Origin of the sequence: Curtobacterium sp. PhB115 (genome assembly GCF_003752025.1) — a bacterium.
In the GTDB taxonomy this organism is placed as follows: domain Bacteria; phylum Actinomycetota; class Actinomycetes; order Actinomycetales; family Microbacteriaceae; genus Curtobacterium.
In genome coordinates this window covers 168230-193487 of record NZ_RJKR01000009.1, presented here as the reverse complement: position 1 = coordinate 193487, position 25258 = coordinate 168230, and the positions used below count along the sequence as shown (strand labels likewise).

At 71.7% G+C, this 25258-nt stretch carries 21 protein-coding genes; 8 read left to right on the top strand and 13 right to left on the bottom strand.

Translation table 11 applies throughout. The annotated features are described in order from the left end of the window. Nucleotides 1–162 precede the first annotated feature (162 nt). Nucleotides 163–1305 (top strand): glycosyltransferase family 1 protein, encoded by a 1143-nt coding sequence (locus EDF19_RS13840; RefSeq protein WP_123681453.1) that lies wholly within the window; start codon nt 163–165, stop codon nt 1303–1305. Between the two features lie 15 nt (nt 1306–1320). Here EDF19_RS13840 and EDF19_RS13835 read toward each other — a convergent pair whose 3' ends face one another. The 3 genes from EDF19_RS13835 to EDF19_RS13825 form a co-directional block, all read right to left on the bottom strand. Further along, complete coding sequence (locus EDF19_RS13835; protein WP_123681452.1) at nt 1321–2076, bottom strand: glycoside hydrolase family 16 protein; 756 nt, start codon at nt 2074–2076, stop codon at nt 1321–1323. 267 nt (nt 2077–2343) lie between these two features. Further along, nucleotides 2344–4203 (bottom strand): O-antigen ligase family protein, encoded by a 1860-nt coding sequence (locus EDF19_RS13830; RefSeq protein ID WP_123681451.1) that lies wholly within the window; start codon nt 4201–4203, stop codon nt 2344–2346. Next, entirely contained in the window at nt 4200–5849 is a 1650-nt protein-coding gene (locus EDF19_RS13825; RefSeq protein ID WP_185022861.1) for a collagen binding domain-containing protein, read from the bottom strand. The genes EDF19_RS13830 and EDF19_RS13825 overlap by 4 nt, the downstream gene beginning before the upstream one ends. A 232-nt stretch (nt 5850–6081) precedes the next feature. On the opposite strand from EDF19_RS13825, the gene EDF19_RS13820 reads away from it, so the two are divergent. After that, nucleotides 6082–6660 carry an NADPH-dependent FMN reductase gene (locus tag EDF19_RS13820; RefSeq protein ID WP_123681449.1) on the top strand — a complete coding sequence of 193 codons (579 nt, stop codon included), beginning with the start codon at nt 6082–6084 and terminating at the stop codon, nt 6658–6660. 50 nt (nt 6661–6710) lie between these two features. Here EDF19_RS13820 and EDF19_RS19305 read toward each other — a convergent pair whose 3' ends face one another. Next, complete coding sequence (locus EDF19_RS19305) at nt 6711–7118, bottom strand: hypothetical protein (protein WP_260217189.1); 408 nt, start codon at nt 7116–7118, stop codon at nt 6711–6713. 20 nt (nt 7119–7138) lie between these two features. On the opposite strand from EDF19_RS19305, the gene EDF19_RS19410 reads away from it, so the two are divergent. Next, complete coding sequence (locus EDF19_RS19410) at nt 7139–7270, top strand: hypothetical protein (RefSeq protein ID WP_260217188.1); 132 nt, start codon at nt 7139–7141, stop codon at nt 7268–7270. A 58-nt stretch (nt 7271–7328) separates the two neighbouring features. On the opposite strand, the gene EDF19_RS13810 is transcribed toward EDF19_RS19410, so the two are convergent. The 5 genes from EDF19_RS13810 to EDF19_RS13790 form a co-directional block, all read right to left on the bottom strand. Beyond that, nucleotides 7329–7613: a hypothetical protein gene (locus EDF19_RS13810; RefSeq protein WP_123681448.1), complete on the bottom strand. Its 285-nt coding sequence runs from the start codon at nt 7611–7613 to the stop codon at nt 7329–7331. A 38-nt stretch (nt 7614–7651) separates the two neighbouring features. Further along, the gene (purE, locus tag EDF19_RS13805; protein WP_123681538.1) at nt 7652–8119 is read right to left on the bottom strand and encodes a 5-(carboxyamino)imidazole ribonucleotide mutase; all 468 of its coding nucleotides are present in this window, start codon (nt 8117–8119) and stop codon (nt 7652–7654) included. Between the two features lie 54 nt (nt 8120–8173). Next, the gene (locus EDF19_RS13800; protein ID WP_123681447.1) at nt 8174–9271 is read right to left on the bottom strand and encodes a glycosyltransferase; all 1098 of its coding nucleotides are present in this window, start codon (nt 9269–9271) and stop codon (nt 8174–8176) included. Between the two features lie 554 nt (nt 9272–9825). Further along, the gene (locus tag EDF19_RS19300) at nt 9826–11403 is read right to left on the bottom strand and encodes a glycoside hydrolase family 6 protein (RefSeq protein WP_260217187.1); all 1578 of its coding nucleotides are present in this window, start codon (nt 11401–11403) and stop codon (nt 9826–9828) included. A gap of 449 nt (nt 11404–11852) precedes the next feature. Continuing rightward, entirely contained in the window at nt 11853–12989 is a 1137-nt protein-coding gene (locus tag EDF19_RS13790) for a 5-(carboxyamino)imidazole ribonucleotide synthase (protein WP_123681446.1), read from the bottom strand. A 112-nt stretch (nt 12990–13101) separates the two neighbouring features. On the opposite strand from EDF19_RS13790, the gene EDF19_RS13785 reads away from it, so the two are divergent. Together EDF19_RS13785 and EDF19_RS13780 are read left to right on the top strand one after the other, a co-directional pair. Then, complete coding sequence (locus EDF19_RS13785) at nt 13102–13554, top strand: GtrA family protein (protein WP_123681445.1); 453 nt, start codon at nt 13102–13104, stop codon at nt 13552–13554. 16 nt (nt 13555–13570) lie between these two features. Next, nucleotides 13571–15139, top strand: a complete 1569-nt coding sequence (locus EDF19_RS13780) for a DUF2142 domain-containing protein (protein WP_185022860.1) — start codon at nt 13571–13573, stop codon at nt 15137–15139. A gap of 515 nt (nt 15140–15654) precedes the next feature. On the opposite strand, the gene EDF19_RS13770 is transcribed toward EDF19_RS13780, so the two are convergent. After that, the gene (locus EDF19_RS13770; protein ID WP_185022859.1) at nt 15655–16686 is read right to left on the bottom strand and encodes a lysylphosphatidylglycerol synthase domain-containing protein; all 1032 of its coding nucleotides are present in this window, start codon (nt 16684–16686) and stop codon (nt 15655–15657) included. Nucleotides 16687–16758: 72 nt separating this feature from the next. Continuing rightward, nucleotides 16759–18618, bottom strand: a complete 1860-nt coding sequence (locus tag EDF19_RS13765; protein WP_185022858.1) for a glycosyltransferase family 39 protein — start codon at nt 18616–18618, stop codon at nt 16759–16761. Between the two features lie 139 nt (nt 18619–18757). On the opposite strand from EDF19_RS13765, the gene EDF19_RS13760 reads away from it, so the two are divergent. Both EDF19_RS13760 and EDF19_RS13755 read left to right on the top strand, forming a co-directional pair. Continuing rightward, entirely contained in the window at nt 18758–20074 is a 1317-nt protein-coding gene (locus tag EDF19_RS13760) for an acyltransferase (RefSeq protein WP_185022857.1), read from the top strand. A gap of 104 nt (nt 20075–20178) precedes the next feature. Next, nucleotides 20179–21243, top strand: coding sequence for a GH25 family lysozyme (locus EDF19_RS13755; RefSeq protein ID WP_123681439.1), 1065 nt, complete (start codon nt 20179–20181; stop codon nt 21241–21243). 160 nt (nt 21244–21403) lie between these two features. Here EDF19_RS13755 and EDF19_RS13750 read toward each other — a convergent pair whose 3' ends face one another. After that, complete coding sequence (locus EDF19_RS13750) at nt 21404–22627, bottom strand: polysaccharide pyruvyl transferase family protein (protein ID WP_185022856.1); 1224 nt, start codon at nt 22625–22627, stop codon at nt 21404–21406. A 49-nt stretch (nt 22628–22676) separates the two neighbouring features. Between EDF19_RS13750 and EDF19_RS18830 the strand changes: the two genes are divergently transcribed. Beyond that, nucleotides 22677–23879, top strand: coding sequence for a glycosyltransferase (locus EDF19_RS18830; protein ID WP_185022855.1), 1203 nt, complete (start codon nt 22677–22679; stop codon nt 23877–23879). On the opposite strand, the gene EDF19_RS13740 is transcribed toward EDF19_RS18830, so the two are convergent. Then, entirely contained in the window at nt 23846–25246 is a 1401-nt protein-coding gene (locus tag EDF19_RS13740) for a hypothetical protein (protein WP_123681437.1), read from the bottom strand. The genes EDF19_RS18830 and EDF19_RS13740 overlap by 34 nt on opposite strands. Between the last annotated feature and the right edge of the window lie 12 nt (nt 25247–25258).

Sequence of the window (25258 nt, the reverse complement as noted above, 5' to 3'; positions counted from 1 at the left end):
CGGCTCTCGGCCTGGAGGCCCGGATCACGTTCCCGACGTCGCGAACGTGATCCGGGCCTCCCGTCACGCCCCCAGGGGGCTGCTCACTCGCCCTGGTAGTGTCGGGCAGCCGGACGCCGGACCGGACCACGATCCCCTGAACACGACGAGGAGACCAGCACCATGACGACCCTCCACGTCCTCGTCGACCAGGTCGTCGCCCCGGTCCCCGGCGGCATCGGACGCTACGCCGAGGAACTCACCCGGCACCTCGTCCTGAACGCGCCGAGCGGCTGCGACGTCGCCGGTGTGGTCTCCGCCGTGGGCTCGGACGAGATGTCCCACCTGCGCACCCTGCTCCCCGGCCTGTCCGACCTGCAGCGTCTGCCACTGCCGCGCCGTGAGCTCTCGCTCGCGTGGCAGGGCGGGTTCGTCGGCGGCATCGCGAAGGGCATGGTGCACGCGCCGAGCGTCCTGGCGCCGCTGGTGAAGCACGACCGGTTCCAGGACCCGGGCCGGCAGACCGTGGTCACCGTGCACGACACGGTGCCGTGGACCAACCCCGAGACCCTGACCACGCGCGGCGTCCACTTCCACAAGGCGATGGTGAAGCGTGCGTGGAAGCACGCGGACGCCGTCGTGGTGCCCACCCACGCGGTCGCGAGCGCCCTGAACGAGATCCACCGGTTCGACGACCGGCTCCGGGTCATCGGCGGCGCGCCGAGCGGGCGGCTCCGACTGCCCGTCGACGCCGACCTGCGCGCCGAGCGCCTCGGACTGCCCGAGCGGTACGTGCTGGCGGTCGGCACCCTCGAACCCCGCAAGGCCCTCTCCGCCCTGATCGAGGCGATGGCGCACCCCGACGCGCCCGCCGACATCCCGCTCGTCATCTCCGGCCCGGACGGCTGGGGCGACGTCGACGTGTACGGCACCGCCGAGCGCGCCGGGCTCGCCCGCGACCGGGTGAAGCTGCTCGGACGGGTCGACGACGCAGACCTCGCCGTGGCGTACGACCGAGCGACGGTGTTCGTGTTCCCGAGCCTGGCCGAGGGCTTCGGACTCCCCGTGATCGAGGCGATGAGCTTCGGTACCCCGGTGATCCACTCCGACGACCCCGCCGTGGCCGAGGTCGCCTCGGACGCCGGGGTGACCGTCGCCCGTGGTCCGAGCGAGTCCTACCCCGAGCGGATCGCGCAGGCGGTCTACCAGGTGGTCAACGACCCGCACCTCGCGGCACAGCTGGCCGTGGCGGGGCCGGACCGCGCACGCATGTACGACTGGTCCGACTCCGCGGCCGAGGTCTGGCAGCTGCACGCCGACCTCTGACGGTCGCCGAGCGGGTCAGCCCTTGTACGTGTAGGTGCTCACCCAGTCGATGTAGAGGTGCCCGGTGTCGCCCCAGTTCCCGACCTGGAACATGTAGCGGTGCGCGGTCTTCGGGACGTGCTTGGTGACCGTCTTGATGACCTTGCCGTCGAGCCGGTACCGCACCGACTTCCCGGGGATCCACTCGATCGAGTACGTGTGCCACGAGCGCCACGAGACGCCGGTGCTCAGGCTCGTCGCGGTGGCTTCCTGCCCGGGCGTCATCGAGTGGTGGTGCAGCATCGGCTGCTGCTCGAAGTTGGCCTCGGGGTAGTCGATCTCACCGTCGGACCACTTGTCCGACGACGGCCACAGCATGAACGCGGCACCGTTCCCGTCACCACCGGTGGCCTTGGCGCGGACGATGAACTTGCCGCCCTTGTGCCCCCACGCACCCGTCGGGGTGCCGAAGGTTCCGGCAGCGCCGTGCTTCCCGTCGAGCTTCACGTCCATGTACCCGTTGTGCGCGCTGATCATCGCGCCCGAGTAGTACATGCCGCCGGTGCCGTCCGGGTACGGCTGCCACGACTTGGCGTACGTCTTGGCGAACTTCCCCTTCGCCGTCGCCGCGGTGCTGAACTGCTCGCGGTAGGTCTGCTTGAAGTTGCCGACGTCGCCGCGCGGGGCCGACGTCGCGTTGGCGGGCGACACCGGCCCGAGCGGTCCGGCGACGAGTGCGGCGCTGAGGAGCACGACGGCGAGCGCTGCCCTCTTCGGTGCGCGATTGAGCATGAGCGGTCACTCCCTGACGTGACTGTGCAGCACCCGTCCCCTGGTGCCGGGCGGCCGCGTCTCGGCCACCTGCCGTACAAGGTAGTTGGCATCCGCAACGCGCGCCGGGGGTTGACTTCATTGCCCTATCCCCAGTACACGGGGCTTGCGCGGCGCGCGGAATCGGCGCACGAGTGTGCAGCGGCCCGTTCGGCGCGGACGTTCTCGCTCCGTTGCGGGCGTCCGGCGCGCCGAGGAGACACCCTGGTGTCGGCTGGCCAGTACCGGTCAGCGAGCGAGCCGGTCGGACCGTTCCTTTGCTGTCCGCGCGGCATCCGGGTCACCGAGCTGCCCCTCGACGTAGGCCAGTGTCGCCCAGACGTCCGCATCGTCCGGGGCCAGTGTGCTCGCGCGGACGAGCTGTGCCCGGGCCGGTTCGAGTGCACCTTGCAACGCGAGCACACCGCCGTACCGGTGCGCGACCTGCGCATCGAAGGGGTAGGCGTCTGCGAGCCGCACGAGCGTGCGTCCTGCCCCCTGCAGATCACCCTCGGCCTGCTGACCCACCGCCAGTGCCTTCGCCCCCAGCAGGGAGTCCGGGGCCGCATGGAGCGCCCGCTCCGACCACGCCACCGTGAGGTCGGCCGCATCCGTCTCGCCGGGACGTGCGTCGGCGACGGCCGCCATCGACTGCGCCGCGATGAGGGCGATGTCCCCGTCCCAGGGACGCATGCGGGCCGCGATGGTGAAGCCGGACTCCGCGGCACGGAGATCGCCCTGCTCAGCGTGTCGCACCGCGGCGCCGAGTGGGACCTCTGCTGCCGTGGTGACGAGCAGGAACGCCGTCCAGGCGCAGACGAACACGAACCGGAGCCGCGCCGAGGCCGGCCGCGTGGTGCTCGGCGGAACGGCGATCATCGCCCCGGCGAACAAGGCCGGCAGGACGACGACGCCGGGTGTCGTGAACGTGACGCACAGCCCGACGACGGCGACCGACAACACCGCAGGCGCGACGACCAACAGCTCGTGTCGGTCCGGCCGAGCGGCTCGGCGTCGGTTCACGGAGCCGGTGACCATGACGGCGACGAGCGTCCCGACCGCCAGCACGAGCAGGACGATGCCACCTGCGGACGCCGCCTGGAGCGGCCAGGCATGCGGCGAGTCGAGTGTCGTCTGAGACCCGACCGCACGTTGCCAGGTCGAGTCGTGGTGCATGGCCACGGCGTCCTCGAAGCCCGAGGGGCCGAGCCCGAGCCACGGGCGCGCGAGCACCGTCGCGACGGCGTCGTGCCAGATCAGGAGCCGATCGCTCGCGGACGCCGCCGCCATCCGGTCCGCGCCGGTGATCCTGGCCATCGTCGACGGCAGCAGGGCCGACGCGAGGCCGGAGATCCCGACCACGGCCGCGACGACCGAGAACACCCGCCGTCGTGGTCCTTGCGCCTCGCGTCCGCAGGCCAGCACGACGAGGACGACGAGACCGACGAGCGCGGCGAGCAGCGCACCCCGCGACCCCGAGAGCACGAGTGCTGCCACGCCGAGCACCAGACCCGTCCCGCGGAACATTCGGGTGCGCCTCCCGGCGGTCCGGTCGAGCAGGGGCAGGACGAGGACGACCACACAGACCGCCGCGACCAATCCCTGGTCACTCGCGTTGCCGAGCAACGCACCAGGCCGTGCGGCGGAGCCGCCGAGCGGACGGAGGCCGCACGCTTCGAGCAGCGCGACGACACCGAGCAGCACGGACACCGCGGCGACGGCGTCGGAGAGGCGGCGATGGACGCGGGCGTCGGCTCCGGGACCGAGCAGTCGCGCACCCAGCCACAGCGACGCGAAGTAGACGGGGATCATGACGGCCCCCTCGTAGCGCGGCCATCGGCCCCAGAACGACGCCGCGGGAGCTGCGGAGGTCAGCGCGGTCGTGACGAGGACCGCGCCACCGACGACGACCACCGTCAGGGCCCAGCGCGGGAGCCGACCGTTCGGCGCACCGGTGCACGCGACGATGACCGCGACCGCGACGACGACGGCCTTCGGCAGGAACCAACGGTCGAACGCGCCGGGCAACAACACGACGGTCGACGCGACAGCGATCGACAGGGACGCCCGGAGCAGGTGCTGCGAGCGTCCCTGTTCAAGTCCGGTCACGACTTGGGGGTCACCGACTTGCTGGTGTGCGCGGCGGTCGTGTACCCGGAACGTGTGCCCGTCACGGTGACGGTGATCGCCTTGCCCTTGTCCGACTTCGTGAGCTTGTACTTCGAGCCAGTCGCCTTGCTGATGGCCTTCCCGGCTCGCTTCCACTGGTAGGTGAATTTCGTGGGCGTGGGCGACCAGGTGTTCGCCCTCGCCGTGAGCGTGCTCCCGACCTTCGCCGATCCGCTGATCGTCGGTGTCGCCGCGGTCACGAACGTGTAGCGGAGCGCTTGGTCGACCTTGCCGACCGACCCGGTGGCCGGGACGGTGACCGTGTCGGCGCCGGCGAGGCTCGTCTTGTCCTTGTAGTACCCGTCGGGCAGTGTCGCCGTCGTGGAGTAGTCGCGGTAGCCGACCTTGTACGAACCCGGAGCCAGCCCCGGGATCGAGTACGTCGTCGACTTCGACGTGCCACGCTGGCCGACCGGCTTCGACGCGACCGGGACCCACTTCGACGTCTTCGGGTCCTTCGCGTAGGCGCGGACGTCGAAGAGCGAGAACTTCGCTGCGGTCAGCGTGCCCGTGATGCGCGCGCCGCGCTGCAGGGCGACGTCGGCCTTCTGCGCTGCTGTGCCGGCGATCGTGATGGCCTTGGCGGACGAGGCGAACCGGCTGCCGAGGTACTGCGGCACGTACAGTGCGCTGCCCGAGTCCGTGGTCGTCGTGCTCAGCGGTTGCGTCTCGAAGTGGACGGTGTACGTCCCCGGCGCGACTCCGGTGAAGTCGAACGAGCCGTCTGTGCCGGTCTGGGACGCATAGCCGGCTCCCCAGGAGACGTACCGGTTCGACTTCGCCGCATCGGTCGAGGTCAGCTCGACGGACACGCCCGCGAGCGGAGCACGAGTGTCGGCGGCCGTCACCGTCCCCGAGACCGACCCGCCGCGGACGAGGGTCGTGCCGACGCCGGTCGTGGTCTTCCCCGACGTCACCGTGACGGTCGAGGCGGAAGCTGCGGCGAAGGACCCGCCGGAGAAGCGGTTCGCGAGACCTGAACCCTGCGGAGCGATGAACTGCACCTTGTAGGTCCCGGGTGCGACACCGTACGGGGTCGTGAAGGTCCCATCAGCGTCCACCCCGAACTGGGCGCCGTCGTCAGTCTTGTTCGCGCCGGTCGCGAACAGCTTGACGGACTGCCACTGCCCGCTGGGGGCCGTTGGCGACACCTTGCCGGAGATCTTGCCGGCCCGCACGAGCGAGAAGTCCTGGCGCAGCTTCGACTTCGCCGTGACGGTGCCGGCCACGTCGCGCTCGAGCCCTGCGTAGGGGCTGCCGCTGCCGTAGTTCGGGCCGGCCTCGATGTCGTAGGTGCCGGAGCGGATTCCGGAGAGGTTCAGGGTGTAGCTCCCGTCGCTCCTGGTCTGGATTGCTCGGACGGGAGACGGGTAGCCGTACGGGCCGTTCGGATCCCACAGCTTCACGTTCGCGCCGGCGATCGGCTTGCCCGTGTCGGCGGCGACGACCTTGCCCGTCACTGTTCCGGTCGGCGTCGCCGCGTACGCGGGCACGGCGGTCAGGGTGAGCGCGGCGACCGATGCCGCCGCGATGATCGGAACGGCGATGCGCGTGCGCATGCGTGTGGGTGAACCGGTGACGGCCATGTCTGATCCCCTTAGATGACATCCGCTCGGGTGCAGACGTGTGCGCTCAGCAAACCGTTTGGTCATCCACAGGTGCAAGGCCCTCGTTCGGGGGGCACCGCTCGCTTCCCGCGATCTGCAGCGCTGATCCGACGGACGGGAGGCACGGTGCCAGCTGGCACCGTGCCTCCCGTCCGCCTCGGCGACCGTCTCAGGACCGCACGTGCGGATCGCGTCCGGGTACCGTGCTCGAGTGGTCTCCCTCACCCTCCCGGTCATCTCGTGTAGCCTCGACCCCGCCAGCGCGAGCCGACGACTCGCCGATCGATCCGCCGAGTTGCTCGTCGGCAGCGGACACCGGTCGGAGGTCATCGACCTCGCGGACGTCGGGCTGCCACCGTTCGACAACGACCAGGTGTACGGCAGCGCGGCGTTCGAGGCGTTGCACGGCACGATCAGCGGAGCCGACGGCGTCGTGCTCGCGTTCCCGATCTACAACTGGGCGCCCTCGTCCACCGTGAAGTCGTTGGTCGAGGCGACCGGCGCGACCGGCTACGGACGTCGCGCTGCGTGGTTCGACAAGGTCGTCACGTTCGTCTGCGCTGCCGGACTGCCGCACAGCTACATGGCGACGGGGACACTCGCGCAGTCGCTCATGCTGGACTTCAAGTGCGTGGTGAACCCGTACAGCGCCTTCGTGTCCGAGCGCGACTGGGACGGTGACGCGCTCGGACCCGATCGGTCCGCCCGCCTGGGCAAGACGATCGCGGTGCACGCGGAACTCGCGGGCCTGCTGCGGAACCGGACCTACTCGTCGGACTGGGAGGTCTGAGGAGCCCTGCCCCCCGACGGTCGGTCGGCCCGGGGTCGGCCGGCCCGCGGTCAGGGCTGCAGCGCCTCGAGGTCCTCGAGCAGGCTGGGGTGCGTCGGCTCCCAGCCGAGCGTCTGACGGGTGTGGGCGCTGGAGGACGGCTGGTCCATCGCGAAGATCGGCCCGAAGGGACCGAACGTCTCGTCCGGCACCGACGCGACCGGCAGCCCGAGGCGACGGCCGACGACGGTGGCGATGTCGATCACCCGGTCACCCTCGTCCGCGACGGCGTGCCAGGCGGTGCCGCCGGGCGCCGTCTCGAGCGCGAGCCGGAACAGCACGGCAGCATCTCGAGCGTGCACGGCGGGCCAGCGCTGCGCACCGTCGCCGGGGTACCCGGCGATGCCGGACCGCCGCGCGGCCTGAGTGAGCAGCCCGGCGAAGCCACCGTGCCCGTCCTCGTGGACCGTGCGGGGCATCCGGACGGCAGAGGTGCGAGATGGGCGTGCTCGCGTTCAAGCAGGGCTACGCGCGCTGGTCCGAGGGCGAGCGGAGCGACGACGACGGGCTGGCACGCCACGCCCTCGACGTCCTGCAGGCACTCCGGAGCGCGACGGCCGCCCTGGGCTGACGCCGGCTGTTCGTCGGGTCAGGCGGCTGCGGTGCGGCGCAGACGGCTGTTCGTCGGGTCAGGCGGCTGCGCTGCGGCGCGACGTGACCAGGGCCGAGACGATCGCGGCCACCGCCGCCAACACCACGACGACGGCAGCGAGTTCGCCGACCTGCTGCGCGACGAGCATCGACTCGTACTGCGACTTCGTCATCACGATGGACTGGCCCGCCTCACGCGCCCACGGCAGCACCGGCACGACGGCATTCACGGACGTCACGGCGATCGCGCAGACCACGGCGGCGATGCCCGCCACGGCCGCGAGGACCAGGGCCGGGGTGTGACGACGGAGACCAGCGTGCATGGCGACACCGTAGCGCGACCGGGTCGCTCCGCGAACGACTAGAGCGAATCGCGCAGTCGCGCGGCCTTCTCCTCGACCAGGCGCTCGAGCCCGTCGGCGTACTCGGTCAGGCGTGCCGAGACGGCTGCGTCGGACGTGCCGATGATCCGTGCCGCCAGCAGTCCGGCGTTGGCTGCGCCGTTGATCGCCATCGTCGCGACCGGGATTCCGGCGGGCATCTGCACGATCGACAGCAGCGAGTCGAGCCCGTCGAGCCGCGCGAGCTGCACGGGCACGCCGATCACGGGCAGGGTCGTCATCGAGGCGACCATGCCCGGCAGGTGCGCGGCACCACCGGCACCGGCGATGACGACGCGGATGCCACGCTCCGCGGCGCTACGGGCGAACCGGGTCATCTTGTCGGGGGTGCGGTGCGCCGAGACCACGTCTGCCTCGAACGGGATGCCGAGTTCACCGAGGATGTCCGCCGCGGGCTGCATGGTCGGCCAGTCGGAGTCCGACCCCATGATGATCGAGACGAGCGGCTGTGCGGGTGCGGCGGAGTCGGTCACGCGACGAGCCTAGCCGAGCAGCACCCGGCGCCAGGCGTCGTCGTCGCGGCCGATCGTGCGTTCCCCCGTGACCCAGCGGACCGCGCGCTCGTCGGGTGCGCCGGACTCCACCGCCGCGCGGACGGCGTCCCGCCAGGCGTCGACGTCGTCCGCGACGGCCACCGCGCCGTGGCTCCGTGCAACGGCGTACGAGGGCCGGTCCGAGACCACCGCCGGCAGCCCGAGCGCGGTGTACTCCAGGAACTTCAGGTCGCTCTTCGCACGGTTGAACTCCTCGTCGCGGAGCGGTGCGACCCCGGCACTCCAGCGTTCACGGTGTGCGACGAGCCACCGCGAGAACGCCGGGTAGTGGCCGTCGGGCACCTCGATGCGACGGAACCAGTCGGCTGCCTCGTCGTCGGTGACGCCGATGACCTCGAGCCGGACGGGCGTGCCGTCGGCGGTGGTCAGGTCGGTGAAGACGTCGCGGAGCAGCTCGAGGTCGGCGGCGTGGGTGAGCGTGCCCATGTACAGGACACGGTGCTCCCCGTCCGGCCGATCGTCGTCGTCCTCCGTCGGGCCCGGGGTCCAGAGGCCCGGGTCGAGGGCGTTCGGGACGACCGTGACGTCGCGCGCGACCGGACGGACGACCTCGGCGAGCTCCGGGGTGCTCACGATGACGGTGTCGGCCCCACGGACCAGTGCGTCGATGGAGGCGAGACGGTCGGGGTCGTACTCGGCGCGGGCCAGGCGTGCCCGGCCGGACTCGGTGAAGAAGTCGTCGTCGACCTCGCCGACGACGCGGACCCCGCGGGCTGCTGCGGCGTCGAGGAACGGCCGCACGGTGCTGCGCGGCAGGATGTCGCGCTGGACGAGGACCGCCGTGTACGGGGTCCGGTCGGTGCCGTCGACGAAGGACGCCGGGTCGACCTGCTGGACCGTGGCCGTGCCGGTGGCCGCCAGGTGCTCGGTGCGGCGGACGACCCGGACGTGGGCGGAGGCGGGGTGTGCTCCGTCGGCGCCGGCGACGACGTAGCCGAGGACGGGCAGTGGCTCGGGCTGCGGAGGGGTCCCGACGACGGCACGGCGCAGGCGTCGGGCGGCCCGGCGGACGAGATCTCGCGGCATGGGGTCATTCTCCCGCACGGCGGGCGGTCGGCGCGGCGCGGGGGTCGTGCGGGATCGCAGGGGCTCGCACGGGGTCGCACCGTGCGAGGTCGCGCCCACGACGGTGCGAGGTCCCGCGCATGGTGCGACCCCGATCAGCTCCCACGCTGCACGGAACCTCGCACCGTACAGCTCCGACCAGCCCCGCCCTCGCACCGTGCGACCCGACTACCGTACGACCCGCAGCGCCGCGCCCGACCTCGCACCGTGCAAGGTCGCCACCACGACCGTGCGAGGTCCCGCGCAAGGTGCGACCCCGATCAGCTCCCACACTGCGCGGGACCTCGCACCGTACAGCTCCGACCAGCCCCGCCCTCGCACCGTGCGACCCGAGCACCGCTCGGCTCGAACCGCCGCGCCCGACCTCGCACCGTGCGAGGTCGCGCCCACGACGGTGCGAGGTCCCGCGCATGGTGCGACCCCGATCGGCTCCCACACTGCGCGGAACCTCGCACCGTACAGCTCCGCCCAGCGACCCCGCCCCGAACCCGAGCGCCCCCGACGCCGCCCGCGCCTCAGCGCACCCGCACCGTCCGGCACGGGGACGACTTCCGGTCCGCCCCACTCCCCGCGTTGTGGGCGATCGCGCAGACCGTGTGCTTGCCGGCGGCCACCCGCACGGTGCCCGCGAACCCGTGCCGCGTGCCCGAACCCCACGTCGCGTCGACGTCGGCACGCTTCCGACCGGCGTCCAGCGACGTCACACGTTTGCCGTCGACGGTGATCGCCACTCGGCTCGCCGCGGCCACCGCGTCCCCGTCGAATGCCCAGCCGCGCACGCTGACCGCGCGGGTGGCAGCCTTCGCGGACTCGAGCGCGAGGTAGGGGTCGTGCCGGTAGGCGCGGACGGTCGAGCACCCGAGCGGGGAGTCCGATCCGGCGCCGATGTTCACGGCGGTGACGCAGACCCGGCGAGCGCCGGCCGCCGCGGGCACGACGACGTCGAACCCGTGGGTCGCGCCGGCTCCGGAGGCACGGTCGACGTCGGTCCGCCGGAGCGAGGCGGTGACGGCCCCGGCCGCGGTGCCGTCGACGGTGGCCCGGACCGTGACCGGCTGCGTGGGGTCGTCCTCGTCGAAGGCCCATCCGCGCACCCGGACTCCACCACCGGTGCCGGCGACGACCTCGAGGGCGCCTCGAGGGGTGAGGTCGGCTGCCGGCACTCCGAGTCGCGCGTTGGCGACGAGGGCCTGGGCGTACGCCGACCACCACTTGCCGGCGGCGGGGGCGCCGTTGCAGGTGCCGTCGCTCGCACCGGGGGTCTTCACCCAGAGCAGCGCGTCGAGCGCGGTGCCGTCCGACACCACCCGGGGCGAAGTACCGAGCCCGGCGCCGGGACCGTTGCACCAGGTGCCGCGCCAGCCCTGCCCGTTCCGCGACGTGTCGATGACGTAGTGCGAGCCTCCGGTCGCCGCGGACACCTTCTGCGCGTAGGCCTGCTCCTGGGCGGTCGGGTAGTAGTTGGCGACGTTCGTGAAGAACCCGCGGGCCTGCTGCACGCCGGCGCTGTTCAGTCGTGCGGCCATGGTCGCGGGCGGCACCCAGTTCGAGTTGCCGGCGTCGAGGTACGCGGGCACTCCGGCTGCGGTGAGGCCGGCGACGGTGCGGGACAGGATCCGGTAGCGCTGCTCGTCGAGCGTCGTGCTGCACTTGGCGTTGCTGAGCATCGCGAGGGAGTCCGGCTCGACGACCACGGCCGCACGGTGTCCGGCGAGGGCCGCGGTGACCTGGTCGACCCAGGCGTCGTACGACGCTTCGGAGAACCCGCCGGCGGAGTACCCGCCGCAGTCGCGGTCCGGGATCGCGTAGAGCACGAACACCGGGGTGGTGCCGGACTGCTCGGCGCCGGTGACGGCGGTCGCGATGGTCTTGGTCAGCTGCGTGCCCTGGGTCCACTCGCCGAGCCAGGTCGCGACGGGGTAGAGCGCGATGGTCGTCGCAGCGTCGGCACCGGCGGGGTCCGAGGCGGCGAGCGCCGTGGCTGCCTTCGCTGCTTCACTCGTCGGCGACCGGTACGGCCCGGCCCCGTAGAGCGACCCAGCCGACGCCGACCGGATCGACGCCGCAGACGAAGCCGACGGTGCAGACGACACAGACGAAGCAGACGAAGCAGACGAAGCCGACGAAGCCGACGAAGCCGACGAAGCAGCACTGGCGGTGGAGACGGTCGTCACCGGCAGCAGCCCACCGACGACGGCGACGAGAGCGGCGGCGGCACCGCACACAGCGGTACGGCGCGGACGGCGGCGCATGGACACTCCCCTGGACGATCGATCCCTGACCGATCCATGGCAACACGCCCGGGGACGCGCGACCAGCCGCCAGTGCGGGTGGCACCCGAGGGGGTGTCGGCCACAGTGCCGACACGCGACGCTGCCGACACACGACGGTGCCGACGCGCGACGGTGCCGACAAACGACGCTGCCGACACGCGCCCTGGACGTGCGCCAGACGGACGGGAGGCCCGTGGCGGCGTCGCCACGGGCCTCCCGTCCGTCATCCGGTCGCCTGCTCGGACCGCCGGCCGCCAGCCGGACCGGTGTCAGTCGTCGAAGTGCGCCGCTGCCGCGCGTGCCCGGTAGACGACGTCGTCGACGTCGTCGCCGATCACCGTGACGTGGCCGATCTTCCGACCCGGGCGGGGGGCCTTGCCGTAGAAGTGGAACTTCGCCTCGGGGAAGGCCTCGAGCGCGGCGGGGTAGCGGGCCGCGAGGTCGCCGTCCGCCGGACCGCCGAGCACGTTGATCATCACGGCGGCGGGTGCGAACGAGCCGGTGGACCCGAGCGGCAGGTCGAGCACGGCCCGGAGGTGCTGCTCGAACTGGCTCGTCGTCGCACCGTCGATGGTCCAGTGCCCGGTGTTGTGCGGGCGCATCGCGAGCTCGTTGATGAGGATGCGTTCGTCGTCGGTCTGGAACAGCTCGACCGCGAGGACACCCGTGACGCCGAGCTCCTCGGCGATGCGGACCGCGATCGACTCGGTCATGTCGGCGATCCGGCCGGCGCTGTCCGGTGCGGGCGCGACGACCTCGGCGCAGACCCCGTCGCGCTGCACGGTCTCGACGAGCGGCCACGCCACGACCTGTCCGGAGGGGCGTCGGGCGACGGACTGTGCGAGCTCGCGGGTGAACGGCACGAGTTCCTCGGCCAGGAGGGCCTGGTCGCCACCGGCTTCGGCGACGGCGATGAACCAGTCGTCGACGTCCGAGGCGTCGGAGACGACACGCACGCCCTTGCCGTCGTAGCCACCGCGGGGCGTCTTCACGACCGCGCGCCCGCCGTGCTCGTCGAGGAACGCACGGAGCTCGTCGGGGTCGTGCACCGCGGCCCAGTCCGGCACCGGCAGTCCGAGCTCGCTGAGTCGGCGGCGCATCGTGATCTTGTCCTGCGCGATCGCGAGCGGCTCCGGGCCGGGGCGCACGGCCACGCCGGCGTCGACCAGGGCTCGGAGGACGTCCTGCGGCACGTGCTCGTGGTCGAAGGTGACGACGTCGACGTCGCGGGCGAACGCCAGGACGGTCTCGGCGTCGTGGTAGTCGCCCTCGGCGGTGGCGGCGATCGCGGCCGACATGCCCGGACCCTCGGCGAGCACCCCGATGTCGATGCCCAGCTCGACGGCCGCGGGGACCATCATCCGGGCCAGCTGTCCTCCACCGATGACCCCGACGCGCAACGCCATGCTGTGTGATCCTTCCGGCGTTCACACCGACCGGGGTGAACGCGTTGTCTACAATCGCTCTTCGGGTCGCGCTGTGCACGACCACGACAACTCTACGGATCCTGGAGGGCACGTGCGGCGCCTCATTGCCCAACTGGCACGCTTCGGCGTCGTGGGCGCGGTCGGCTTCGTCGTCGACACGACGGTGTTCAACGTGCTGCGTGTGACGGTGCTGAGCCCGGACGAGATCCACTCCGGCCCGTTCTGGGCGAAGGTCGTGTCGACCGTCATCGCCATCTTCGTCAACTGGATGGGCAACCGCTACTGGACGTTCCGCGACCAGCGCCGAGCGGTGGCCACCCGCGAGGGCATCGAGTTCGTCGTCGTCTCCCTCGGCGGCATGGTCATCGCACTCGCCTGCCTCGGCGTCTCGCACTACGTGATGGGGCTCACCTCGGTGCTCGCCGACAACGTCGCGAACATCGTCGGCCTGGTCCTCGGCACGGTGTTCCGCTTCTGGCTCTACAAGGTGTGGGTGTACCACCCGGAGCGCACCGGCGCGCAGCCCGTCCCGAACGACGCCTGACCCTAGGATCGTGAGGGTGACGGCCCACGAGACCTCCACCAGCACCACGACCGCGCTCCCCCGCGCCGCCCGCTGGGAGCGCGTGGCGATCGCGGTCGTCACGGCGACCTTCGGGCTGTGGCTGGTGGCGTGGGCCCTGGTGGTGCCGGTGTTCGAGGCCCCGGACGAGACCGCGCACATCGACGCGGCCGTGCACGTGGCGCTCGGTGACGGTTGGGCCGCTCCCGGCGAGCTGTACATCTCGAACGCGGTGCAGGCGGCGAAGGTCGAGCAGGCCACGAAGCCGGCCAGCGAGTGGTCGACGGTCAGCGAACTGCTGCAGGACTCCCCCGGTGACTCGTCCACCGTCGACCAGATGACCCAGCACCCGCCGACCGCGTACCTCGCCGGTGCGGCCGTACTCCGGGCCGTGCACTTCGGTGACCTGCGGTGGGACCACGCGTTCACCGCCCTGCGGCTCGCCGACGTCCTCGCCGTGACGGCGCTGCCCCTGCTGGCGTGGGCGTCCGTCCGGCGGGTGACCCGCTCCCCCCGTGCCGCCCTCGTCGGCGGGCTCGCGGTGTTCGCGACGCCGGAGCTCGCGTCCATCGGCTCGTCGTTCTCGAACGACGCCCCCGTCCTGCTCGTCGCCGGGATCGTCGTCTGGCTCGCCACCCGGCTGCTCACCGGCGACACGCGGTGGCGCACCACGATCGCGCTCGCCGTCGTCCTGGGTGCCCTGGTCTGGATCAAGGGCACCGGGTTGCCCGCCGTGCCGTTCGTCGCCGTCGTGGTGCTCTTCGCGGGCGCCGGCGTGCTGACGCTCGGGCAACGAGTGGTTCGGACGGTCGTGGCGATGGTCATCGCAGGTGGGATCGGCGCGTGGTGGTGGCTCCACAACCTCGTCGCGTACGGCCGGGTCCAGCCGAACGGCTACACGGCGATGCGGCCGCCGAAGGACTTCCCGCCGGGTGAGCACCCGACGCTCGGGCACTTCCTCGACGTCAGCTGGGGCACCCTCGCCCGCACGTTCTGGGGCAGCTTCGGCGGTCGGGCACAGGTGAGCATGGGCGACCTGCTCACCGCGGTCCTGACGATCATCGCGCTCGTGGTCCTGGTGGGCTGGGCGTTCCGTCGCGGGCCGGACCTGCGGGTCGCACTCTGCCTCGCGGTGTTCCCGGCGCTCCTCATCGGCATCCAGAACCGCACGAGCGCGCACTCGTACCTGACCACCACCGAGGTCGCCGCGACCCAGGGCCGCTACTACTTCCCCGCGATCATCTGCCTCATCGTGCTGAGCGCGATCGCCTGGCGCCGTCTCGTGCCCGCGGGTCGTGCACGCTCTTGGGTCGCCGTGGCGCTGGCCGTGCTGCTGCCGGCGGTGGGGGTCTACGGCTTCGCGGTGGCATCGGCGTGGTTCTGGAACGCCGCACTCTTCCCGGTGACCGGCCGTGGGCTGCTGCGCTACTCGGAGATCGGCCCCGTGCCACCCGCGGTGCTCGGCGTCGTGGTGGTGCTCGTCGCCGTGGGCCTGGTGGCGTCGGTCGTGCAGGTGGCCCGTGCTGACCGTCACGCCCCCCTCCCGACGACGGCCCCCGTCCCCTGACACGCGCGGGCGCCCGCCGCCGAGGGGTCACGACCCGCGCGAGCCCCCGCCGCCGAGAGGTCACGACCCGCGCGGGCGCCCACCGCCGAGAGGTCACGACCCGCCGCCGGCGTGCCGCCGAGGGGTCACGACACGCGCGGGCGTCTGTCACCGAGAGTGCAGGACACGCGCGAGCGCCCACCGCCGAGAGGTCACGACCCGCCGCCGGCGTGCCGCCGAGGGGTCACGAACTGTCGGTTCGCGGGCTCGCGAGCGACAGTTCGTGACACCTCGGCGGGCAGCGCGCGGCATGTCGTGACCACACGCCGGGCGAGCGGCTGACGGGGTGGGCGCCCCACGAGACGGACGGGAGGCCCGGTGCCAGCTGGCACCGGGCCTCCCGTCCGTCGTCCCGCGCGTCTCGTGCCCCGCTCGCGCCGGATCGTGAGCAGAAATGGTCGGGTCGCGCACGGCGACTCGACCATTTCTGCTCACGAAGTGCGCGCGCGACCCGCGCTCGACCCGCGTGCCGCGCGTCAGGCGGCGGGCACGCCACCCTCGACCGCGGAGGGGTCGTCGGTCGGGCGGTCCCGGCGGAACCAGGTCGGCGCTGCGGCGCAGAGCAGGAACAGGCCGTCGACCGCCAGGCTCCACACGCGGGTGACGACGACCACGACCAGGGCGATCCCCGGCGGCATGACGAGGGTGAGGAGCAGGGCCTGCACACCCTCGCGGACGCCGAGCCCGCCGGGGGCGAAGACGGCCAGCATGCTGATCGCCGAGGCCATGCTCGCGGCACCGATGACGAACGCCGCGTCGCTGAGCTTCAGCGACGGGTACACCCCGAGCGTGATGAAGTAGTACGCGGTGCCCGACAGGATCGCACCGGCGACGTACAGGCCGGCGCCACCGAGGACGGTGCCGAGGTTCGGGCGGACGTCGGCCTCGAGCGGCTTCCGGCGCAGGATCTTCAGCGCGAGCCCGATCAGGAACACGAACACGCGCGGGATCAGGCACACGACGCAGCCGACGAACGCCGCGATCATCAGCACGATGAGCCACGGGTCGAGCTTGTGGGTGCGCGGGTCGATGAGCAGCAGGACGAGTGCGAGGGCCAGGGTCGCGGCGATCTGCAGCGCGCCCTCGAGCAGCCCGCTGACGCCGAGCCGGGCCTTCGAGACACCGTGCTTCGAGGCGAAGTAGACCTTGCCGATGATCCAGGTCGCGGCACCCGGGATGTAGCGGCCCATCCAGGACTTCGCGTACACGTACGTCAGGGTCACGCCGCTGCCCTTGAGCCCGGTCGCACCGAGCCGTCGCAGCAGGTAGAACCAGATGCCGACGCCCCAGTAGCGGAACCCGAGGCTGATCACCGTCGCGACGACCACCCACGACCACTGCCAGTCGAGTCCGGCGAGCTGTCGCCAGTCGACGCTCCGCACGTACAGCACGAGGAAGACCGCGAGCAGCACGTAGAAGGCGATGGGGATCGCCTTGCCGAGGAACCGTCGCCAGGTCGGCTGACGCTTCCCCTCGGGTGCGGGCGTGTCGCTGGTGGTTCCTGACAAACGTGGTCTCCTGCCGGGCTTCGGGACCAGGTCATCGTAGACGCTGGTGTGGCGCGCTCCCTGGAGCGGCGGCTACTTCGCGAACTTCACGATCTGGACGCGGCACGGGATCTCGGGATCCGTGGACCGGTCGGCGCTGCACGCGATCGTCGCGTTGAAGGTGCCGACGAGCTCACCGGCCACCGAGTAGTCGCGGGCTGGCGCGTTCGCGGGGTCGAACTGCACGAAGTACTGCACGCCCTCGTCGATGAACAGCTTGCGCATCGCGTCCGAGTGGTACGTGTAGCCCTGACCTGAGCGACCGTACACACGGGTGTCGGTCAGGAACGCCAACGAGGACAGCGAGCGGTAGTTCGAGCCGATGACGGTGGCGTCCTCGGGCAGGGCACCGCTCGCCCGGATCTGGTCGGCGAGCCGGACGATCTCGGGCACGTCGGTGGGGCCGGTGACGCGCAGGGGCTCGGTCCGGTTCACGGACGGGTAGAACGGCGCGGGCGACCCGAACCAGTTCTGCGTGTAGGAGGCGATCGGCACCACCGCGATCGCGACGCACGCCACGATCGTGCGGACGACCCCGCGGCGACGGACCAGTCGCCAGGCGGCCGGGAGCATCAGCGCGCCGATCATCGTCGTCGTGTAGAACAGCGGCCAGTAGTACCGGGCGTTCCCGCCGCCGCTCGACGACGACGTGATCATCCCGTAGCCGACGAAGTACACGAGCGTCGTCGCGGCCACGATGCAGGTGAACGCGTATCGGCGGAAGCGGACGATGCCGATGACGAGCGCCGCGGCGAAGAGCAGGGCGATCGGGGCCGCGAACGGCGCGAACGTGGTGATCTTCTGCAGGTAGTACGGCAGGGCGAGCATGCGCTCGTGCAGGTAGTACCCGGCGCGGGCGGCGATGCCGGAGTCCTTCGTCACCGTCGGCGCCGTGGCCGTCGAGGCGGAGTCGGTGGGCGGGACGACCGCGGGGTCCGGGTTGTCCATCGGGCCCTGCTTGTAGACCGAGGGCGTGAAGTCCTCGTTCGGCGAGAACGCGTGCGAGTTCGGCGGGACCGGCAGGAACGGCCAGTCGGTCGCGCGGCCGCCGTCGTCGAACTTCGAGCCGATGTTGACCGACAGCGACGAGCCGAGGGTGAGCGAGCCGTACTTCGCGGTCAGGGCTCCGACCCACGGGGCGATGACGACGGCGAACACCACGATCGTCGCGACGGGGACCGTCCACCAGTGCAGCACGGGCTCGCGGCGGCGACGGGCGGACCAGACGCGCAGCACGAGCCACAACACAACGGCACCGACGGCGACCGGCAGCAGGAACAGCTTCGTGAAGTACCCGAGCGCCGCGACGACACCGAGGACGACGCCGGACGCGATCCGGGCGCGGGTCGAGCCGTGCAGCGCCTGGTCGGCCCAGCGGAGCGCCCAGAGGTACCCGACGACCCACGCCACGACGAGCAGGTCGGGGGTCTGCACCGACACGGCACTCATCAGGGCCGGGATCACGGTGACCATGAACAGGACGGCGGGCACGATGCGGTGGTTCTGCGACCAGACGAGCCACCCGCCGATGCCGAGCACCACGGCGACGGCGAAGACGTTCACGATGCCGAAGGCGGTCTGCATGCCGAGGCCGGCGGCGATGAACGGCGCCATCATCCACGACACCATCGGCGACCAGTAGGCGTTGATCGCGTCCGGCAGCCAGCCGTTCGCGTACTCGCGTGCGATCCCCATGTAGGAGATGCCGTCGACGTTCGTGACGCCGAGACGGTTGTGGTACGCCACGGCGGCGCTCAACGCGACGCCGATGACCACGAAGACGGCCAGGATCAGCGGCGCGACGATGTGCTTGTACCGACGCGGAACCGCCCCCGAACGCCGTCCCGCGGTCTCGTGGGTGATCTGCGGTCCTGGTGCGGTCGTCGAGGTCACGTGCTTCATCATGACATCCGAACCCAAACACCGGCCGCAGCGGGGCGGTCCCGACCCACCACGGGCCGGATCGCGATGGCACGGGCGGCGTGTGGGAGACTGCCTGCGACCACGATCCGACCACCACGAGGACGCTCCTTTGGCCACCGACACCCGCGCAGCCGACACCGCAGCCGATCGTGCCGGCGCCGCTCCCCGAGCCGGCGGCCGCCTCGAGTTCCCGTACCTGGACGGCCTCCGCGGCCTGGCGGCGCTGGCGGTCGTGTTCTACCACGCCTACCTCTTCACCGGGACGACCGGCACCGGCCCGACCGAGCTGCCGTGGCTCCGCCCGTACATCGGCTGGGGCTACCTCGGCGTGCCGCTCTTCATCGTGCTGTCCGGCTACGTGCTGATGCTGCCCGTGCTGACCCGCTTCGACCGGTACCGGCTGCCCGGCGGCTTCTGGAAGTTCATCTGGCGTCGCGCCCGACGGATCATCCCGCCGTACTGGGCGTCGCTGGTGCTGTTCGCGCTGATCATCATGTTCGTGCCGGTGATGCACAACCCCGGTGGCACGCAGTGGGACACGAAGCTCCCGATGGGCTGGGGCACGTTCCTCACGCACTTCTTCCTGGTGCACGACTTCTTCCCGCAGTACATCGGCAAGATCAACGGGCCGATGTGGACCGTCGCGGTCGAGTGGCAGATCTACTTCCTGATGCCGCTCCTGATCCTGCCGCTGTGGCGCGTGTTCGGCGGCTGGGCGACGGCTTCGGGGCTCGTGCTGATCGGCATGTGGATGGGCTCCGAGAGCCGGTACTCGTGGATGCACCCGTGGTTCGTCGGGCTCTTCGCGGTCGGCATGCTCGCCGCCGAGCTCACGGTGAAGGCCCGCGACGAGCACCTCGCCGGCACGATCCGCGAGCGCACGAAGCTCGGCGGCCCGCGCTGGGCGAGCGGTGCGTTCGTCGCGGCGATGGCCATCGGCACCCTGCTCGTCTTCTTCCGGAACCGCGACTACTGGCAGCACCAGACCTGGCCGTCCGAGGTCGTCACCGGTATCTTCGCCGGCATCCTGCTCACCTGGATGGGACGGCAGGCGGTGACCGGTAAGCACACCTGGCTCGCCCGGTTCTTCGCCTGGAAACCGTTCGTGCTGGCCGGACTCGTCTCGTACTCGATCTACCTGTTCCACAGTCCGCTGCTGGGCCTCGGCAACCTGGTCCTGCTGCCGCTGGGGCTGTACCCGAAGTGGCAGTTCCTGCTGATGATCTTCGTGGTGATCCCGATCGTGCTGGCCATCTGCGTCGGTTTCTGGTGGCTCGTGGAGCGCAACTTCCTGAACCGCCGGCAGAAGCACGCGACGGCCGAGGTCTCGCAGCGCGGTCGCCTGCCCGAGGTCGAGACCGACGGCACCGTCACGACCGACGACGGCGCAGCGGGCAGCACCGAGCGCAGCAGCACCGCGCGCTGACGGCCTGCGTCTGGCGGACACCGCTGCCGATCGGCAGGTAGCATCGCTCGGACCGCGGCGTGGGAGATCAGCCCACGGCATCTCGACAGGGAAGACGAGACCACATGCGCGCACCGATCAGCAGACTCCTCGGGCTCGGCACCGCTGCCGCCGTCGCCGGGGCCATCACCTTCGCCAGCGGCCCGGCGGCCGCCGTGAGCAGCACCACGAGCCCCGCACCGACGCCGGCCGCGACGGCGACGACCGCGGCCACACCAGCCGCGTCGGCCACGACCGCGGCCACGACCGCGGCCACACCAGCCGCGTCGGCGACGACCGCGGCCACACCGGCCGCGACGGCCACCACCGAGCAGCTCTCCATCGCCGAGATGGACCGCACCGGCAACCACACGATGGGCGCCGGCATCGCCGCCAACGCCGGGCAGTCCCACGTCACGGTCGCCGCCCCCGACAGCGCTGCCGGCGGCGTGAGCGCCCAGTCCCTCAGCGCCGCTGCCGCTGCGACCGCGTCCGGCCCACCACCGGGACGCATCCAGGGCTTCGACATCAGCGCGTGGCAGCCGAGCGTCAACTTCCTGCAGGCGTACCGCAACGGCGCCCGGTTCGCCTACGTCAAGGCGACGGAGGGCACGTCCTACGTCAGCTCGACCTACAAGCAGCAGTACGCCACCGCCAAGCAGCGCAACCTGTACCGCGGCGGCTACGTCTACGCGCAGCCCAGCCAGGCGAGCGGCGCCGCGACGGCGAACTACTTCTTCGCGCACGGCGGCCAGTGGAGCAAGGACGGCAAGACGCTGCCGCCCCTGCTCGACATCGAGTACGGCAGCGCGGCGCAGGGCACCTGCTACGGCAAGACCTGGGGGCAGATGCGCAGCTGGATCAAGGACTTCTCGAACACGGTCTACAAGAAGGTCCACCGCTACCCGGCGATCTACACGACGACCGACTGGTGGAAGCGCTGCACGAACAACAGCAACCAGTTCTCGAAGAACCCGCTGTTCGTCGCGATCTACCCGGTGAAGAACTTCACGACCCCCGGCACGCTCGGCCGCAGCTGGTCGAAGTGGACCTTCTGGCAGTGGGCGGCTAGCGGCACCCTCCCGGGCGACCAGGACGTCTACCGCAACGACATCACGTACCTGAAGCGCTTCGCGTCCAAGACCGAGTGACGCACGTCACGCACGTCGGACGGTGCTGATGACGGACGGGAGGCCCGTGGCGACACCGCCACGGGCCTCCCGTCCGTCGTCTGCTCACGAACGCGAGCCGGCGGCGCCAGCGGACGCCGCGGGTCGCCGCGTGTCAGCGGACGTCGCGGGTCGCCTCGTGTCAGCGGACGTCGCGGGTCGCCTCGGCGAAGTCGGCGTCGAGCGCGGTCGCCATCCGTGCGACGCCCTCGGCGAGCTGCGCCCGGACCGCGTCGCGGTCCTCGTCGAGCCGCTCGAGCTGCGCCGTGACGTCGTCGACGAACGACGGCTCGAGGGCTGCCTCGATCGGCTTCGAGAACTCCTGCTGCCCCATCTGCTCGAAGAACAGCCGGCCCTTGTCGACGTAGTAGAGCACCGCGGCGGGCACGCCGGCGATGGTCGCGACGATCGCGGAGTGCAGGCGGCTCGCCAGGAACAGGCGGCTGCGGGACATCAGTCCGGCGTACTCGGAGGGCGAGAACTCGTCGGCCTCGACCACGTGGGTGCGGTCGCCGTGCTGCATGAGCGCGATGACCTCGCGGGCGAAGGCGGCGTCACCCTCGGAGGCCTCCATGTGCATCGGGTAGAACACCACGTCGGCGTCCCAGCGGTCGATGACCCGGTCGGCCAGGTCGGCGACGGCCTGGCGGTACGTGACGAGCTTGTCGCTGTCGACGCCGGTCTGCCGGAAGCGCTTCGGCAGGAAGCGGAACGGGATCCAGCCGCTGCGCTTGTAGTGGAACCAGCGGCGGACGCCGAAGCCGATCGAGCCCTCCAGGCGGTCCGCGGTCAGGCCCGTGGTGCGCTCGAGCCGCTCGAGCACGTCCGCGTCGGGCGCGGTGACGGTGCCGACGACGGCCGGGTCGAAGGACGACACGATGGGTGTCTTCACGCCCCAGGACAGGAGCTTCTCGCGGGACTCGTCGTCGCGCACGGCGAACGAGCGGCACAGGTCGACGGTGGCGCGGATGAGCCGCTTGCTGACCCCGGCGCTCGTCGGGCCGATGCCCTGGAACGCCCCGATCAGGTTCTTGTTCACCGCACGGACGAGCAGCATCTTGCCGTACCAGTACACGAGGCCGAGCTTGTTCGTGTAGTCCTTGAGGATCTCGCCGCCACCCCAGAGCACGACGTCGGCGCCGCGGGCCGCGCGGAGCAGGGCGAACAGGTCGCCGATGCCGGTGCTGTACGGGGAGACCGGCAGGAACCGGATGCCGAACCAGGCCGCGTCCCGCTCGGGGTACTGCGACAGGGACACGATCTCAGCATCGGGCCACCGGCGGCGGACGAGCTCGACGTTGCCGGCGAGGATCGCCCGGTCCCCGCGGTTGTGGGGCGAATCGCTATTGTGGATCAGAACGCGCACGGGTGGAGAGCCTACCGGTACCGTCCTCCCGCCACCCCGGAAAGGCACGATGTCCCGCACCACCCGCTCCGCTCGCTCCCACCAGGACCGCCCCCGCCTGCTCGTCCTGGGCTCGACGTTCCCGGCCCGGCCCGACGACGGCGTCCCGGCGTTCGTGCTCGACCTCGCCCACCAAGAGGCGACCGAGTTCGACACGCTCGTGCTCACCCCGCGCGTTCCTGGCGGCGCCGCGAAGGAACGCATCGGCGACGTCGCCGTGCGCCGGTACCCGTACTTCCCGCGTCGGTTCGAGGACCTGGCGGACGGCGCGATCCTGGACAACCTCAAGGAGCGCCGTTCCCGCATCGTGCAGGTGCCGGCCCTCGTGCTCGCGCAGTACCTCGCCGTCCGACGGGTGGTGCGTTCCGCGAAGCCCGACGTCATCCACGCGCACTGGGCGATCCCGCAGGCGCTCGTGGCGACGCTGGCCGCCCCGGGGGTCCCCGTCGTGGTGACCACGCACGGTGGGGACATCTACGCGCTCCGTGCCGCTCCCCTGGTCCGCCTGAAGCGCTGGATCTTCGGCCGCTCGGCGCACGTCACCACCGTGAACTCCGAGATGCGCGACCGCCTGACCGAGTGGGATGTCCCCGAGGCGCGCTCGACCGTCATCCCGATGGGCGTCGACCTCGGCCCGGCCCGCGACACCCGTGCCCGTGTCCCCGCGCAGGAGCACCACGTGGTGGCGGTCGGCCGACTCGTCGAGAAGAAGGGCTTCGGCAACCTGATCGAGGCGCTCCGTGGCCTCGGCGACGACGTCCCGTGGCGTCTCACGGTGGTCGGTGACGGCCCGTACCGTGCACAGCTCGAGCAGCAGGCCGCCGGACTCCCGGTGACCTTCCTCGGCCAGAGAGGCCGGACCGAGGTGCTCGAGACGCTCGCCTCGGCGACCGTCGTCGCGGTGCCGTCGATCCCGGCCGCCAACGGCGACCAGGAAGGCCTGCCAGTCACCCTGCTCGAGGCCGCTGCCGTCGGTGCCGCCATCGTGGCGAGCGACCTGCCCGGCATCCGTGACGTCGTGCAGGACGACGTGTCCGGGGTCCTCGTGCCCCCTGGTGACGTCCCCGCGCTCCGGGCAGCCCTGCAGCGTGTGCTCACCGACGACGCGGCACGGGCCCGCTACCAGGAGCAGGCCGTGGTCTCAGCGGCGGAGTTCTCCACCGAACGGATCGGCGAACGCTACCGGGCGGTGCTCCGCGCGGCCATCGCGTAGGTCACCAGCATCACGGCGGCGCACGCCACCGCCGCCACGGACGCGATCACCACGACGGTGCCCGAGTGCGCGACGAGTGCTGCCCCCTCGAACCGCATCAGTGACCAGGTCGGCACGAACGCCACCGCGCCCCAGACCACGACGAGCCAGGTCGAGATCCGTCGCCAGGCCGTGAGCCCGGCGGCCATCGCGAACGCGACCGGCAGCAGCACCGTGAGCGTGTACCGGTTCAGTGGTGCGCCACCGCCGGCGGTGTAGCGGATCTCGACGACGACGAACAGCAGCGTGACCACGACGAGCATCGCGACGACGAGGCGGCGCGGCCACCGGTCGTCGTCGGCAGGTGCCCACGGACGCAGCCGACGCAGGACCAGCGCCGCGACGAACAGCAGCAGCGGGACGAGCAGGAGCACCCACGGCAGCGGGCTCGCGATCGGCAACGAGCCGCGGTACAGGGCGAAGAGCTGCCGCCAGAAGCCGAGCATCGACGCGACCTCGGCCTCGGTCCAGTGCGGCCGCGGGGTGTAGCCGGGCCAGGCGGTCGGCCGGCCGCTGAACGAGCCGGTCAGGGCCTGGTTCCGCAGCCAGAACCACCCGGAGGCGGCCGCGGCGGCGAGCACCGGCACCGCCGCGACGACCACCCGGGCCCAGACCCCCCGGAGCCTGCCGAACCGGACCGCGCGGGCCAGTGCGAACGCGACGACGATCGCCACCAGCCAGAGCGCGAACGACAACCGGGTCGTCATGCCTGCAGCCGCCACGACCGCTCCCCCGACGGCGAGGCCCGGGCCGACGCCGGACCGGAGCGCAGCACCGGCGACCCCGCAGGCGAGCGCGCACGTCAGCGCCGCGAGCGAGTCGTTGTAGACGACCCCGCCCTGCACCACGAGGACGCTCGTCGACGCGGTCACGACCGCCACGGTCGCGGGCAACCGCTCGACGCCCGGGAAGCACCGGGCAGCGGCCCAGGCGGCGACCGGCACGATCGCCGCGACGAACACGGCGTTCGCCAGCCGACCGACCACCACGGCCTGCACCGGGTGACCGGCGTCGACGAGCGGCCCCACGACCGGCGCGAGTAGCAGGTAGTAGAGCGGCGGGTGCTGCGCGACCCACTGCACGGGCGGTGTCCCCCCGAACCCCGGACGGAACCGGATGCCGTCCGTCAGCACCGGCAGCTGGCCGTGCCAGACCCGCAGGACGTAGTCGACGTGCGCGGACTCGTCGACGCTCGCCAGGGGCATCGACGAGAACGTGCGCGCGACGGAGGCCGTCAGGACGAGCAGCGTCGCTGCGAGGACGACCGCGGTCGCCCGGTCACGGCCGAAGAGTCCGGCCGTGAGCAGGTCGCGGGCGCGCTGCCCCACGGAGTCGCCGTC

Bases quoted from the DNA above. Each gene is read 5' to 3' on its own strand.
- EDF19_RS13840 (WP_123681453.1), top strand. From the start codon at position 163: ATGACGACCCTCCACGTCCTCGTCGACCAGGTCGTCGCCCCGGTCCCC.
- EDF19_RS13835 (WP_123681452.1), bottom strand. From the start codon at position 2,076: ATGCTCAATCGCGCACCGAAGAGGGCAGCGCTCGCCGTCGTGCTCCTC.
- EDF19_RS13825 (WP_185022861.1), bottom strand. From the start codon at position 5,849: ATGGCCGTCACCGGTTCACCCACACGCATGCGCACGCGCATCGCCGTT.
- EDF19_RS19305 (WP_260217189.1), bottom strand. From the start codon at position 7,118: ATGCCCCGCACGGTCCACGAGGACGGGCACGGTGGCTTCGCCGGGCTG.
- EDF19_RS19410 (WP_260217188.1), top strand. From the start codon at position 7,139: ATGGGCGTGCTCGCGTTCAAGCAGGGCTACGCGCGCTGGTCCGAGGGC.
- EDF19_RS13810 (WP_123681448.1), bottom strand. From the start codon at position 7,613: ATGCACGCTGGTCTCCGTCGTCACACCCCGGCCCTGGTCCTCGCGGCC.
- purE (WP_123681538.1), bottom strand. From the start codon at position 8,119: ATGGGGTCGGACTCCGACTGGCCGACCATGCAGCCCGCGGCGGACATC.
- EDF19_RS13800 (WP_123681447.1), bottom strand. From the start codon at position 9,271: ATGCCGCGAGATCTCGTCCGCCGGGCCGCCCGACGCCTGCGCCGTGCC.
- EDF19_RS13790 (WP_123681446.1), bottom strand. From the start codon at position 12,989: ATGGCGTTGCGCGTCGGGGTCATCGGTGGAGGACAGCTGGCCCGGATG.
- EDF19_RS13755 (WP_123681439.1), top strand. From the start codon at position 20,179: ATGCGCGCACCGATCAGCAGACTCCTCGGGCTCGGCACCGCTGCCGCC.
- EDF19_RS18830 (WP_185022855.1), top strand. From the start codon at position 22,677: ATGTCCCGCACCACCCGCTCCGCTCGCTCCCACCAGGACCGCCCCCGC.